This window comes from Geobacter benzoatilyticus (assembly GCF_017338855.1).
GTDB classification, from domain to species: domain Bacteria; phylum Desulfobacterota; class Desulfuromonadia; order Geobacterales; family Geobacteraceae; genus Geobacter; species Geobacter benzoatilyticus.
On sequence record NZ_CP071382.1, the window covers coordinates 1,087,112 to 1,100,481 of the forward strand.

The following is a 13,370-nucleotide window of genomic DNA, read 5'->3' on the forward strand; positions in this document are numbered from 1 at the left end:
CAGGATTACAATGGTTGTACCCTTATAGCACCTCGCAGAGCTTTTTCACAAGGCAGGCAACACGGCAAGGAGCACGCCATGCACAGCAGCGAACTGAATGCACGGATCGTCGAACGCGGCAGGGACTTTTTCACCAGCATCGCCGGCGAAAAGCCCTCCCTCTTCGACAAGGGGAGCTGGGTGGGAAAGATGGTGGACTGGAGCATAGGGAACGAGCAGTTCAAGGTGCAGATGTTCCGCTTCGTGGACGTCTTCCCCTCCCTCACCACGGGGAAGCTCCTGACCGGCCACATCCGGGAATATTTCGGCGACGAGCGCGAAATGCCCCCCTTCATGGCCACGGGGGCCAGGGTGGCGGGGATGCTCGGCTCCCTCGGCGGCGCGGTGCTGGGCAAGGTGCTCACCTCGAACATCCAGGAGATGGCCCGCCAGTTCATCGTGGGAGAGACCACGGCGGAGGCGGTGAAAAACCTGAGGAAACTCCGCAGCGGCGGCTTTGCCGCCGTGGTGGACGTCCTCGGCGAGGCAACCCTCTCCGAGGAGGAAGCCGAGAGCTATACGAACACCTACCTGGAGCTTCTGGATGCCCTCCATGGGGAGCAGGGGCAGTGGCAGGGGCTTCCGGAGGCGGGGGGGGACCCGGCCCTTGACTGGGGCCACGCCCCGATAGTGAACATCGCGGTGAAGCCGACGGCCCTCTTCTGCCTGGCCAATCCCCAGGATTTCGAAGGGTCGGTGGCCGCCATCCTGAACCGGATGCGCCGCATCTTCCGCAAGGTTATGGCGGTGAACGGCTTCCTCTGCATCGACATGAAATCGTACCGTTTCAAGGATATCACCCTGGAGGTCTTCCGCCGCCTCAGGCTCGAGCATCCCGGCTATCCCCACCTGGGAATCGCGCTCCAGGCCTACCTGAAGGATACGGACCGGGACCTGGACAACCTCCTGGCCTGGGCGAAGGAGCACGGGGTCGCGGTCTCCATCCGCCTCGTGAAGGGGGCCTACTGGGACTACGAAACCGTCAGGGCCGGGCAGAACGGCTGGGAGGTGCCGGTCTGGACCGTCAAGGCCGAAAGCGACGCCGCCTTCGAGCGCCAGGCCCGCACGATTCTGGAAAACCACCGGATCTGCCACTTCGCCTGCGCCTCCCACAACATCCGCACCATTGCCGCTGTCATGGAGATGGCCCGGGAGCTGAACGTGCCAGATGACCGCTACGAGTTCCAGGTCCTTTACGGCATGGCAGAGCCAGTCCGCAAGGGAATCCTCAAGGTGGCGGGACGCGTCCGCCTCTACGCCCCCTACGGCCACATGGTGCCGGGGATGGGATATCTGGTGCGCCGGCTCCTGGAGAACACCGCCAACGAATCGTTTCTGCGCCGGAGTTTTGCCGAGGAAGCCCGCATAGAGCAGCTCCTGGAAGACCCGGCCGTGACGGCAGAGCGGAAACTGGAAGCCAGTTCCGAACCGCCAGAGATGGCGCGGAAAGGCCTCGGCGGCTTCCCCCCCTTCCGTAATGAGCCCATGGCGGATTTTACCCGGGCGGATCACCGGGCCGCCTTCCCCAAGGCCCTGGCCCAGGTTCGTGGACAACTCGGGAAGACCTATCCCCTCTTCATCAACGGGCGGGATATCATGACCGGCAACCTCCTCCCCACCGTAAACCCCAACCGCCTCTCCGAAGTGCTGGGGCAGATCTGCCAGGCCGGCACGAAGGAGGTGGATGACGCCATCACCGCTGCCGTCGCCGCGTTCCCGGCGTGGCGCGACACGGATACCCGGAAGCGGGCAGGATATCTTCTAAAAGCGGCCGAGGCGGCCCGCGGACGGATCTTCGAGCTCTCCGCCTGGCAGATTCTGGAGATCGGCAAGCAGTGGGACCAGGCCTACGCCGACGTAACCGAGGCCATTGATTTCCTGGAATACTACGCCAGGGAGATGGTGCGCCTGGGAGAGCCACGGCGGCTCGGCCACGCGCCGGGAGAGCTGAACCACTATCTCTACGAGCCGAAGGGAGTGGCCGCCGTCATTGCCCCCTGGAACTTCCCCCTGGCCATCAGCACCGGCATGGCTGCAGCGGCCATCGTCACCGGCAACTGCGTGGTCTACAAGCCGTCAGGGCTCACCCCACTCATGGGGCGGTGCCTGGCGGAGCTTTTCCGGGAGGCGGGGCTCCCTCCGGGGGTCTTCAACTACACGCCGGGGCCCAGCGCCACCATGGGGGACTACCTGGTGGACCACCCGGCCGTGAGCCTCATCGCCTTCACCGGCTCCATGGAAACGGGGCTTCGGATCATCGAGCGGGCCGCGACGGTCCATCCCGGCCAGCAAAACGTGAAGAAGGTCATCTGCGAGATGGGAGGGAAAAACGCCATCATCATCGACGACGACGCCGACCTGGACGAGGCGGTCCCCCAGGTGCTCCTTTCGGCCTTCGGGTTCCAGGGGCAGAAGTGCTCGGCCTGCTCCCGGGTCATCGTGCTGGACGCAATCCATGACCGGTTCGCGGAGCGGCTCGTGGCCATGGCCCGGGCCACCACAGCGGGACCGCCGGAGGACCCCGCCCACTTCATGGGAGCAGTGGCCGACGAGAAAGCCGCGGCGAGGATCAGGGGGTACATCGAGCTGGGGAAAACGGAGGGGCAGCTCCTCTACGAGGGGCCGGTTCCGGAGGGGGAGGGATACTACGTTCCCATGGCCATCATCGACGGCATCCTCCCCGAGCACCGCATCGCCCGGGAGGAGATTTTCGGCCCGGTGCTGGCGGTGATGCGGGCCAGGGACTTCGATGAGGCCATCCGGTGGGCCAACGCTCCCCGTTTCGCCCTGACGGGGGGGGTCTTCAGCCGCAGCCCCGCCCATCTTGAGCAGGCCCGGCGGGAGTTTCGGGTGGGGAACCTCTACCTGAACCGGGGCATCACCGGAGCCCTGGTGGAGCGCCAGCCCTTCGGCGGCTCCCGCATGTCTGGGGTCGGCACCAAGGCTGGGGGGGCCGATTACCTCCTCCACTTCATGGACCCGAGGGTGGTGACCGAAAATACCATGCGGCGGGGCTTCGCACCGAGAGGACACGAGGATGCCGGAGTGGAGTAGCAGGCCCCATCAAAGGGAAGCTGTCACCATGGGTCCCACACCATGTTTCCCTACGGTTTGACACGCCCCGGGACGCTGCTAGAATGTGACTTAACCGGTTGTTCCGCTTAAACCTTCGCAGGAGGTGGCACGGATGCTAATACGAGTCAGGTATGAGGACAATTCCTATGACATGGTTAAAGCATGGCGCCTGGGCGAATACATCGCAGCGGGGAAAATTGTCGCTTTTTACCGCAGCGACGGCTGGGTAACCGTCGGCAGCGATCAGCTCCGGCATGACAAGGGCAATTATACTGGGCCGGAACGGCGCCAGCGGGAAAATAACATCCCACGGGCAGCCTGACAGGAATCACCCATGAACGGCAACGGGACGACCTTTACCATCGAGCTGCAGAAGGAGCTGGACAATCTGCGGCAAAACTTCCTGGCTTCGGCTCCTCCCGGCGTTGCCGCAGCATTGGAGCGCTCTGCGGATGAAATCATCCGTTCCGGGATCATGGAGCGGGTTGTGCCAAAGGGGGCTGCTGCCCCCGATTTCACCCTTCCCAACGCCGTCGGCCGGGAAATCCGCCTCGCAACCGTTATCGCCAGGGGCCCGGTGGTGCTGACCTTCTACCGTGGGGCCTGGTGACCGTACTGCAGCCTGCAGTTGCGGGCCTACCAGAAAATCCTCCCCCAGATCAAGCGCCTCGGGGGAGAGCTTCTCGCCGTTTCACCCCAGACACCCGACAAGTCCCAAGCGACCCTCCTCAAAAATTTTCTCGAATACGAAGTACTGAGCGACGTGGGCAACCACATCGCGCGAAGTTATGGCCTCGTTTACCCGCTGGGTGCCGAAATGCGCCGGCTTTACCTGAGTTTCGGCATCGACCTGGCGCAGTACAACGGCGACAACTCCTGGGAGCTACCCCTCCCCGGCAGCTTCGTCATCGGCCAGGACATGACGATCAGGTTTTCCTTCGTTGATGCCGATTATACCCGGCGCCTTGAGCCTGCCGCCATACTCGACTCGCTCCGGGCTCTGCATGATGGCGGGGGTAACCCGTGATTACCACGCTTGCGGAAGGAAACCGGCGCCCTGAAGCCCGGAAGGAGGCATTCCGGTGAGAAGTCATGTCCTGCGCCCCCTCTTCGTGGCCATCGGCCTCGTCATTGTCATCCTGGCGGTTCGGGCCTTCGTTGTCCCTGCGGATTTCGGCATCGGAGAGCGGGGCTACATGTACGGCTGGCATCGTCAGAGCAACGAAGAAGAGTGGCGGCAGATCGCCGTCAAATACAGGACCAACGCCTACTGCAAGGAATGCCACGCCGGGAAGGTGGAAAGCATCGGCCGCTCGCCCCATGGGATTATCCCCTGCGAAGAGTGCCATGGCCCGGCTTTCAATCATCCCAAGGACCCTCCGACCCTCACCATCGACCGTAGCCGCCGGCTCTGCATCCGATGCCATGCAAAGCTCTCCACCCCCTCAAGTGCCAGGGCGGAAATACGCGGCATCGACCCCGAAAAGCATAATAGCGGGGCCGAATGCAGCCTCTGCCACGACCCACACCACCCGAACCTGGAGGAGCTGAAACGCCATGAATAGACGCGAGTTTCTCAAGCGGAGCATGGTCATAGTGGCCGGCATGGCGGTGCCGGCGGCAGCCCTGGAGCTGATCGACCCGAAACGGCTCCTGGCGGCCAGGCCGGAGTTGCGCTGGGCTTTCCTGGCGGATGCCTACAAATGCGTCGGCTGCGGTTTCTGCGTCAAGGCGTGCAAGCTGGAGAACGAGGTCCCTTACGAGGCCAACGTTTCCCGCACCTGGGTGGAGCGCTACGTGGTGAAAAAGGACGGCGAAGTGCTCATCGACTCCCCCAAGGCGGCCCGGGATGGTTTCATCACGAAGAAGATCGAGGTTGGGGACGGAAAATACCGGGAAGTGAAAGACGAGGAGATCGAAAAGGCCTTTTTCGTGCCGAAGCTCTGCAACCAGTGCGAGAATCCCCCCTGCGTCCAGGTCTGCCCCGTGGGGGCCACCTACGCCACCGCCGACGGCGTGGTGCTGGTGGACCGGAAGTGGTGCATCGGTTGCGGCTACTGCATAATGGGATGCCCCTACGGGGTCCGCTTCTTCCATCCCGTCCACAAGGTTGCCGAAAAATGCAACTTCTGCTACCACCGGATCACCAGGGGGATGAAGCCGGCCTGCGTCGACGCCTGCCCCTTCGGCGCCAGGCAGATCGGCAACCTTCGGGACCCCGATGACCCGGTCACCAGGATTATCATGACCGAGCGGGTCGGCATCCTCAAGGAAGAGTACGGAACCAAGCCCCAGGTCTACTACATCGGCCTGTCCAGGGAGGTGCGCTAGCCATGGTGCATGGGGAAGCCTGGACCGTCAAGGAGCTCTTCGTCTATCCCAACGAGTACATCTACTGGACCATCCAGATCGTCATGTACCCGTTCCTCACGGGGCTAGTGGCCGGGGCCTTCGTGCTTTCGTCCCTCTACCACGTCTTCGGCGTCACTAAGCTGAAGGAGATCGCCCGCTTCTCCCTGGTCTTCTCCTTCGCGCTGCTCCCCTGCGCCCCCATGCCGCTGCTCTTGCACCTGCAGCAGCCCCTGCGCAACCACCACGTCCTCATGACCCCCCACTTCACCTCGGCCATTGCCGCCTTCGGCATCGTCTTTCTCACCTACGGGATGATCGTTGCCTCGGAGCTCTGGTTCGTCTACCGGGGATACTTCGTCGCCACCGCCCGCGAACTGCGGAACAAGCAGGACCGCACCTGGTCCGAAACCATCCTCATGGGCCTCTACTCGATCCTCATCATGGGGGCTTGGGATGTGAGCCACCACGCCCTGGAACAGGACGAGAGGGCAGTGAAGGTTCTGGCCGCGGTCGGCATACCCGTGGCTTGCTTCCTCCACGGCTACGCCGGCTTCATCTTCGGTTCGGTGAAGGCCAACGCCCTCTGGATGACCCCCCTCATGCCGGTCATCTTCATCTGCTCGGCGGTGGTCTCGGGGATCGCCCTCTGCATCCTCACCTATATCGTCACCATGGAGTTGCGGAAACTTATCGCGGGACGCCGGCGACAGAATACCTACCCGGATGACCTTGGGGGGGTGGAGACCCAGGTGGTGCGGATGACGTCGAAATACCTCATCATGTTCCTCATACTCGCCATCACCCTGGAGCTTCTCGACCTGATCTTCCGGGGGTACACGGCGGTGAAATCGTGGGACATCCTCCGGAGCGTCATCTATGGCAAGGACTTCACCGCCATCTTCATCCTCCAGTACGGACTCGGCAACCTGGTCCCCTTCATCCTCTTCCTCCTCCCCGGACTCACCATCCGGCGGGCGGTAGTGGGGACGCTCCTGGTGCTTTTCGGCGTCTTCATGATGCGGTGGAACGTGGTCATCGGCGGCCAGGCCTTCTCCGCCTCCTTTGCCGGATTCATGCACTACCACCTCCCCATCTGGCCCCACGACGCGGAGACCTTCAAAGAGGGGCTTTTCGGCGCCATGATGATAGGATCGGTACCCTTCGTTCTCTTCTGGATGCTTTCTCGCGTATTCCCCCTTTTCGAAAAGAAGGAACTTCCCTGACCACCCCGATTCCAGGACACGAAAAAGGCGGCCCCTGAAGGCCGCCCTCTTGAATCACTCCGCATGGTAGATTATCTGTCACCCGCGATCTACGCCATGGTTTCAGTTTCTCCCTCAACTATCTCGATAATCTCCCGGTAGATGGCAATCATAACCCCGATATCGCGCCACTTTTTGGCAACCATGAGGACCAGGGACCAGGCATGGACCAATGTGCCGGAGAAGACGAAGATTCCGGCAATTCGAAGGTCCTCGTTCCCCATCATGTAGCACGAAGCAATGCCAACGGCGATCATGGAGGCAAGCCAGGCCAGCTCGGGTCCCTTAAAGGGGTTCTCCATAAGCGTAAGGAAATCGACGTAGTAGCGGGAAAGGCCCCGAACCTTTTTGAGGAATTCAGCCAGTTCATCCCCTGCATATTTCAGGTATGCATAGGAAATGAGGCGCTCCGCGGCAGACTTCCTGCCCGTTTTCATCCGTTCGTTCACATACTTGTCAATGGCTTCGTCGATGACTGTCGTGTCCATACGCCACCCCTGTGTCTACTTTCCCATTCGTTGCAATACGAAAGCCGGAAACTTTCTCCGGTGGAAACAGCCGTTAATGTCGCGAAATGATGTTGTTCTCTGCCACTCCCTATCATTTCGCAACATCTGCACTCACATTCTACATAAATCGTGCCAGGCGTCCCGCTCCTCGCGTTTAATGGTTTTTCTTCAGTAGTAACAGGCAATTCGGACTTGTATATTATTTTACTACACTTTTGGAACTTTGCTTGACAGTCAGCAGATTTTGCCGTGAAGCAACTCGGAACGTTGCGTGGCGGGCCTTTGCGGAGTATGGGGGGCTGTAGGGCAATTCGCAATAGTGCGAAGTGCCTCTGGATATTTTTGTGTCAATGCAAAAAAGGGGGGATCCCCGGTTGGAGGGAAGCCATGGGACTCCCTCCAACCGGGTGCAGCTAATTAAAAAAGTACCGGACCCCGACAGTGCCCACAATGGCGCTCGGATCAAAATTCCCAGAGGTCCCTTCAGCGGACATATCCACCTCCGGTGCGACTATTCCCTTCAGCTCGGCGGTAAAGACCAACTGCCTGTTAAAAAAGTAATCAACGCCGCCGCTGATATGAACGCCGATAGCCGTATCCACATGGGCATCCTTCCCGGATGGGCGCGTATAGTCGCCGATCAGGACATCCAGGCCACACCCTCCATAGGGGACAAATCTGGTCTGGGGCATCAGGAAACGGTACTGCCCCCCCATAGAAATGTTCACGACCTCAAAATTCCCTTCGTCATGACCTGATACACCCTCGGCATCAAACTCCGTATGCGTCACTTCGATCTCGGCTGCCAGGCTGTCGGTAATGCCGTAGATAACTCCACCGCCACCGATGAAACCAGCGTCCGTCTCCAGCTTGCGGTCATCGAAATCATTTTCGGCGGGAGCGATGAAACCGAGCCGACCGGTAATGCCGAGCCTCCCCTTGATGCTGTCGGCCAAAGCTGTGCCGCTGCAGCCGGCAACCATCAAAGCGAGGCATAGTGAGGTGGTGAAACGTTTCATTGTCCTTCCTCCTTGAAGAGCCGTGTCCGGAAGAACTTACGCCATGTCAACAACCGCCTTGACCGCCTTCTCGATCCCTTCGGCAGCTTCGGAAATGCGGCCGGCAAGCATATAGGCGGGGGTGCTGACGATCTTGTGCTCCTTGTCCACCACGAACTCGGAGACGGGGCAATTCACATGCTCGCTGCCGGTTTGGTTAATGGCTGCCGCCGTGCCGGCGTCGGTGCCGATGGTTACTTTCGGTTTGAAGTCACGCCCAAGGGCTGCGGCAATGAGAGCCGGAGCGATGCAAATGGCTCCGATGGGCTTCTTCTTCTCGGCCATCTCCCGAATTAGCCGTGCAACCTCGGGATGAATCGATGCCCCTGCTCCCTTCTCGGCAAAGTTGCAGAGATTTTTTGCGGCGCCGAAACCTCCCGGGAAGATGACGGCATCAAGATCGCCCGCCGTGACCTCGGCGATGTTCCTTATCTTGCCGCGGGCGATCCGGGCCGATTCCACCAGGGTGTTGCGGGTTGCGCCGGTTTCCTGGCCGTTCAGATGGTTGACCTCCCGTAGATCCACATCTGGAGCCAGGCAGACCGCTTCGGCTCCGTTCCGGTCAATGGCCAGCAAGGTGATAACCGCCTCGTGAATCTCGCTGCCGTCGTAAACTCCACATCCGGAAAGGACAAATCCAATCTTTTTCATACTCTCTTCTCCTTGCGTTTCGTTGTGGAATGGCGAAAAACCGACGTGCCGGATAAATCACCGTAATGAGAGGGTCAACGGCAGTGTCGTAAAGTTTAATCGCTATCACGACCTTCCGCAAGTAGCGATTTTACCGACTTGACGCAGGCAGATCGATAAAAGCGTAAGCAGAAAACAGTTTCGGTTGATTCGGACGAAACATTGTCTGGAGGTTGGTAAGGAATGATTAAAAGGGTGGAGGGCAGCTATACGTACTGCGGGGGTAATAAAAGGCAGGGGAGCATCAAAGTTGCCGCTACGTTTTTTCCCGGTCCAATTTTTTTCGCATACGAAGATCGCTGAAAAAACTGCTGAGGATGCCAGAGCATTCGTCCTCCCGCACCCTCGGTGTCAGTTCAACCCGGTGGTTCAGCCTCTGGTCACCGGACAGGTCATACAGGGAACCGGCTGCCCCACCCTTAGGATCGTAGCAGCCGAAGACTACCCGGTCGAGCCGGGCCAGAATGATGGCCCCCATGCACATGAGGCACGGCTCGAGAGTCACGAAAAGAACCGCGCCGTTGAGCCGCCACGCGGACATCCGCTTCGCAGCCTGGCGGATGGCAATCATTTCGGCGTGGGCAGACGGGTCCTGCTTCCCTTCGCGAAGATTGTACCCACGTCCAATCACCCTGTCGTCCTTGACGATTACCGCTCCGATGGGAACCTCGCCCCGCTCGGCAGCCTTTTGCGCCTCCCGCAGGGCTTTCCCCATCCAGTAGTAATCATCCCGCACGGTTTTGGTTGCAGTGCGCGCCATCGGCTTTGGGCTTTCTTCCATGATTACTGGTATTGGATGTAGAGAGGTTTGGGGTTCAGCTTGAGCACCTGACCGGGAGTCATCAGCGGATCCCCTTTCTTGGTGTCATTGTGGTAGAAAAGCTTGAAACCGGCATACTGAACCGGCTCGGAGACGATGTATCTATCGTAGGAACCCCGCTTCAGGGACGGCGCCCCCCATCCGTCCATATTCATGACTATCTGCACCTCGGGGCGCAGAGCTATGTCCCGGGCGTTGGTGACGCCCCTCTGCGTAAACCGGTGGACCGTCAGCACCTTGGGGGGAAGATTGTACGTTTTCACCAGGTCCCGGAGATACCCGCTGACGTAATTGATGTCGGAGGCATCATAGGTACCTATTTTTGTCCCAGGTTTTGCACCGCTCTTGACAAGGTTGAACTCGGGGTCGATTCCCAGATGTACATCGGGATTCTTAAGTATCCACTCGAACCGCGGGAGAAGTGTCCGGATATCCTCATGTCCCGTCTGGATATCCACGAACAGGAGCGCTTTCGCTTCTCGGGCCCAGCTGTGCACCTGGGTCACGATATCATCCGGCATGACCATCCGGTACTTGCCGCTCTTGCCCGGATCAGACTGGGCCACCACCGCAATAAGATGGAGAGCCGGCTGCACCGGCATCGCCGGGTCTGCCTTTTCCCATCGCGCAGCCTCATCCCTCAGGCGGTGCAGCATCTCATTCTTCTCGTACTCGCCGAGAGCGCCCATCCTCCTGGAAAGGGGATTGCCGTAATACGCCACAATGCGCTTTGTGGGAAGAACCGCTCCCGCCAACTGCTTGGGGCCCTTCACCGGCCACCCTGCCTCTGCAGCCGCCACAGGATCCTCGCCAGCCCTGTACTTAATGGCAGAAACCGGACCCTTGGCGCTGCTCAGGGGCTTGAACTCCGGGGCAACAGGCTCCGCCGGCGGCAGTGCGCTGTTCGCGACAGTTTTTGACTTGGCAGTGTCAATGGATTGTTCATCCGACCGCTGAACCTTATTAAGCTTGCATCCTGCAGGGGCGAAGGAGATGACGCAGACGGCCCCCAATACAAGAAAAATGCACGAAATGAGACTGTATCGACTCTTGAATTTCACAGATGCTCCAAATCGGATATGGACGCTTCACTGACTGGTGAAGCATGTTTTATACCATCTTCCCTCCCCCGGACATATATCCGGCCCAGCCAAACGACAGGGATACCCCCACGAAAACAGGCTGTCGCAAAGGGGAGGAGGAGTAATTATCTCGGGCAGGACGGGTGAAAAACCAAAAACAAAGGGGTTACGGCATTTGCCGTAACCCCCTGATTTTATGGCGCGCTCGGAGAGATTCGAACTCCCGACCCTCAGATTCGTAGTCTGATGCTCTATCCAGCTGAGCTACGAGCGCGTATTAACTGGCAGGGATGAAATCCACCAGCGTGAATCCATATTTCGGATGACTGAATGAGTGGGTTGTCGGATAAAGGGAAAAAAGCCATCCCTTGAACTGCTCTTTGTTCCCCTCAAGAATCCGGATCTGTGCGGCCGGGTTTTTGGGCTCATTGGACTGAGACGTCAAAGTCGTTCCGTCCATTGTGAAATGGGGGAGGAACGCGTCCACCGCAATGGTAAGACCGGAATCGGGAACCGTCAGCGAAGAGCCGATATTGACCGTGTAGACGGTCTCCTTGTTGGCGGTTTTGTCGGTAACGGCTATTTTGACCGCTTTCCACTTACCCTTGACGCTGTCGGGAACAACGACTACCGACTCTTTCTTTTTCGGCGCCACACCCTCGTGAGGAGAAGGCATTCCCTCGGTTTTTGCTTCTTCTTTTTTGCTGCATGCGGAAAGAGCAAACGTCACAACGGCAACTACGGCAAACAGCCTTAAAACCGAACCCACAATGCCTCCTCAATCCTTAGGCAGCGCCACCACCGACGCGCAGTAACTGGCGGAGAGAGAGGGATTCGAACCCTCGATACCGGTTTCCCAGTATACTCGCTTAGCAGGCGAGCGCCTTCGACCTACTCGGCCATCTCTCCCTGAAACTCATTATTATAATTAATGGCGGAGGAGGTAGGATTCGAACCCACGGAACTTTCGTTCAACGGTTTTCAAGACCGCCGCCTTAAACCACTCGGCCACTCCTCCGGGAGCCCAACCGATCCTGCCGATCCCACTTGACCGCCCAAGCAAGGGGCTTCACATCCTTCTTCTTACGTGCAAAGCCATCCAAGCGGAACGTTTTATGTACCACACTTTCATGGGGCGTGCAACGGATTTTTTAGCCGCGCACCTCTACAGACCGATGACCGTACAGCCGCCCATATAGGGCCTCAAGGCCTCCGGAACCACAACCGTCCCATCCTCCTGCTGATAATTCTCAAGTATTGCAACAAGGGTACGACCGACTGCCAGACCGGAACCGTTCAGGGTATGGACGAATTCGGGCTTGGCTTTTTCGTCTTCACGGAAGCGTATGGACGCCCGGCGGGCCTGGAAGTCCTCGAAGTTGCTGCACGAGGATATCTCCCGGTACGTGTCCTGGGCAGGGACCCACACTTCGATATCGTAGGTCTTTGCAGCCGAGAACCCCATGTCGCCGGTGCAGAGTTCCACCACCCGGTAGTGGAGGCCGAGCCGGCGCAGCACTTCCTCGGCGTTGTCCAGAAGCCGCTCCAGCTCGGAGTAGGAGGATGACGGGTGGGCAAACTTGACCAGCTCCACCTTGTTGAACTGGTGCTGCCGGATCAGCCCCCGCACATCCTTGCCGTAAGAGCCCGCTTCCTTACGGAAGCAGGGGGTATAGGCAGTGTAAGAAAGGGGAAGGTCGCTTCCCTTCAGGATTTCGCCCCGGTGGATGTTGGTCACCGGCACCTCTGCCGTGGGAATCATGAAGTAATCGGTGCCATCCAGACGGAACAGGTCTTCCTCGAATTTGGGAAGCTGACCGGTTCCGGTCATGCTCTCGCGGTTCACCATGAACGGCGGGAGCATTTCTACGTAGCCGTGGTCGCCGGTATGCAGATCAAGCATGAAATTGACGAGCGCCCGCTCCAGCCTTGCGCCGGCCCCCCGGTAAAGGGTGAAACGGGCACCGGTGAGCTTTGCCCCCCGCTCGAAATCAAGAATGCCGAGCCCTTCGCCTATCTCCCAGTGGGGTTTGGGTGTAAAGCCGAACCGCGGTGGCTCGCCCCATTTCCGCACTTCCCTGTTGTCGGCCTCGGATGCGCCGACCGGCACCGATTCGTGGGGGACGTTGGGAATCGTCAACAGGACCGGCTGAAGCTCGTCATCAACCCCCCGAAGCTCCTCATCGAGCGCCTTTATCTTTGTCGAAACTTCGCGCATTTCAGCAATGCGGGGCTGGGCCTGGCTCTTGTCCTTGATCCGGCTGATCTCTTCGGAGGCAGCATTGCGCACTGCCTTCAGGGATTCCGCCTCCCTGAGCAGTTCACGGCGGCGGGAGTCCAGTTCCCGGAACCTGCCCAGGTTTAGCCCTCCGCCACGAGTGGCAAGACGCTGTTCAACGACCTCGAGATTTTCCCGCAGATATTTGGGGTCAAGCATGGTAAGTCCTTTACTTTTCAGGCATTAAAGCTATAGTTCTTAGCAT

The 13,370-nt window shown here is 59.4% G+C and carries 13 protein-coding genes and 3 tRNA genes; 6 read left to right on the top strand and 10 right to left on the bottom strand.

Going from position 1 to position 13,370, the window contains the following annotated elements:
* The first annotated feature begins 78 nt into the window (after positions 1-78).
* The 6 genes from pruA to nrfD all read left to right on the top strand — a co-directional run bounded on the left by pruA (position 79) and on the right by nrfD (position 6,689).
* Positions 79-3,093, top strand: a complete 3,015-nt coding sequence (pruA, locus tag JZM60_RS05170; RefSeq protein ID WP_207164449.1) for an L-glutamate gamma-semialdehyde dehydrogenase — start codon at positions 79-81, stop codon at positions 3,091-3,093.
* A gap of 133 nt (positions 3,094-3,226) precedes the next feature.
* Entirely contained in the window at positions 3,227-3,436 is a 210-nt protein-coding gene (locus JZM60_RS05175) for a GSU3473 family protein (protein ID WP_207164450.1), read from the top strand.
* 12 nt (positions 3,437-3,448) lie between these two features.
* The gene (locus JZM60_RS05180) at positions 3,449-4,141 is read left to right on the top strand and encodes a peroxiredoxin-like family protein (RefSeq protein WP_207164451.1); all 693 of its coding nucleotides are present in this window, start codon (positions 3,449-3,451) and stop codon (positions 4,139-4,141) included.
* Between the two features lie 55 nt (positions 4,142-4,196).
* The gene (locus JZM60_RS05185) at positions 4,197-4,679 is read left to right on the top strand and encodes a cytochrome c3 family protein (RefSeq protein WP_207164452.1); all 483 of its coding nucleotides are present in this window, start codon (positions 4,197-4,199) and stop codon (positions 4,677-4,679) included.
* On the top strand, positions 4,672-5,445 hold the full coding sequence (locus JZM60_RS05190; RefSeq protein ID WP_207164453.1) for a 4Fe-4S dicluster domain-containing protein: 774 nt from the start codon (positions 4,672-4,674) through the stop codon (positions 5,443-5,445). The genes JZM60_RS05185 and JZM60_RS05190 overlap by 8 nt, the downstream gene beginning before the upstream one ends.
* A 2-nt stretch (positions 5,446-5,447) precedes the next feature.
* On the top strand, positions 5,448-6,689 hold the full coding sequence (gene nrfD, locus JZM60_RS05195) for an NrfD/PsrC family molybdoenzyme membrane anchor subunit (RefSeq protein WP_207164454.1): 1,242 nt from the start codon (positions 5,448-5,450) through the stop codon (positions 6,687-6,689).
* A gap of 89 nt (positions 6,690-6,778) precedes the next feature.
* Here the strand turns inward: nrfD and JZM60_RS05200 are convergent, their stop codons facing one another.
* The 10 genes from JZM60_RS05200 to serS all read right to left on the bottom strand — a co-directional run bounded on the left by JZM60_RS05200 (position 6,779) and on the right by serS (position 13,324).
* On the bottom strand, positions 6,779-7,216 hold the full coding sequence (locus JZM60_RS05200; protein ID WP_207164455.1) for a GSU0071 family protein: 438 nt from the start codon (positions 7,214-7,216) through the stop codon (positions 6,779-6,781).
* A gap of 434 nt (positions 7,217-7,650) precedes the next feature.
* On the bottom strand, positions 7,651-8,256 hold the full coding sequence (locus JZM60_RS05205; RefSeq protein WP_207164456.1) for an outer membrane beta-barrel protein: 606 nt from the start codon (positions 8,254-8,256) through the stop codon (positions 7,651-7,653).
* A 36-nt stretch (positions 8,257-8,292) separates the two neighbouring features.
* Positions 8,293-8,946, bottom strand: a complete 654-nt coding sequence (gene elbB / locus JZM60_RS05210) for an isoprenoid biosynthesis glyoxalase ElbB (protein ID WP_207164457.1) — start codon at positions 8,944-8,946, stop codon at positions 8,293-8,295.
* A 295-nt stretch (positions 8,947-9,241) separates the two neighbouring features.
* Complete coding sequence (gene tadA, locus JZM60_RS05215; RefSeq protein WP_207164458.1) at positions 9,242-9,745, bottom strand: tRNA adenosine(34) deaminase TadA; 504 nt, start codon at positions 9,743-9,745, stop codon at positions 9,242-9,244.
* Positions 9,746-9,768: 23 nt separating this feature from the next.
* The gene (locus JZM60_RS05220) at positions 9,769-10,866 is read right to left on the bottom strand and encodes a hypothetical protein (RefSeq protein ID WP_207164459.1); all 1,098 of its coding nucleotides are present in this window, start codon (positions 10,864-10,866) and stop codon (positions 9,769-9,771) included.
* 218 nt (positions 10,867-11,084) lie between these two features.
* A tRNA-Arg gene (locus JZM60_RS05225) sits at positions 11,085-11,161 on the bottom strand.
* Between the two features lie 3 nt (positions 11,162-11,164).
* Positions 11,165-11,656, bottom strand: coding sequence for a DUF2155 domain-containing protein (locus JZM60_RS05230; protein WP_241426377.1), 492 nt, complete (start codon positions 11,654-11,656; stop codon positions 11,165-11,167).
* Positions 11,657-11,703: 47 nt separating this feature from the next.
* Positions 11,704-11,796 (bottom strand) — tRNA-Ser (locus tag JZM60_RS05235).
* Positions 11,797-11,819: 23 nt separating this feature from the next.
* Positions 11,820-11,905 (bottom strand) — tRNA-Ser (locus JZM60_RS05240).
* A 147-nt stretch (positions 11,906-12,052) separates the two neighbouring features.
* A complete protein-coding gene (serS, locus tag JZM60_RS05245; RefSeq protein WP_207164460.1) occupies positions 12,053-13,324 on the bottom strand; it encodes a serine--tRNA ligase in 1,272 nt (423 codons plus the stop codon).
* Positions 13,325-13,370 lie beyond the last annotated feature (46 nt).

Excerpts from the sequence above, each read along its gene's own strand:
- pruA (WP_207164449.1), top strand. The coding sequence starts at position 79 with ATGCACAGCAGCGAACTGAATGCACGGATCGTCGAACGCGGCAGGGAC.
- JZM60_RS05175 (WP_207164450.1), top strand. The coding sequence starts at position 3,227 with ATGCTAATACGAGTCAGGTATGAGGACAATTCCTATGACATGGTTAAA.
- JZM60_RS05190 (WP_207164453.1), top strand. The coding sequence starts at position 4,672 with ATGAATAGACGCGAGTTTCTCAAGCGGAGCATGGTCATAGTGGCCGGC.
- nrfD (WP_207164454.1), top strand. The coding sequence starts at position 5,448 with ATGGTGCATGGGGAAGCCTGGACCGTCAAGGAGCTCTTCGTCTATCCC.
- JZM60_RS05200 (WP_207164455.1), bottom strand. The coding sequence starts at position 7,216 with ATGGACACGACAGTCATCGACGAAGCCATTGACAAGTATGTGAACGAA.
- JZM60_RS05205 (WP_207164456.1), bottom strand. The coding sequence starts at position 8,256 with ATGAAACGTTTCACCACCTCACTATGCCTCGCTTTGATGGTTGCCGGC.
- elbB (WP_207164457.1), bottom strand. The coding sequence starts at position 8,946 with ATGAAAAAGATTGGATTTGTCCTTTCCGGATGTGGAGTTTACGACGGC.
- tadA (WP_207164458.1), bottom strand. The coding sequence starts at position 9,745 with ATGGCGCGCACTGCAACCAAAACCGTGCGGGATGATTACTACTGGATG.
- serS (WP_207164460.1), bottom strand. The coding sequence starts at position 13,324 with ATGCTTGACCCCAAATATCTGCGGGAAAATCTCGAGGTCGTTGAACAG.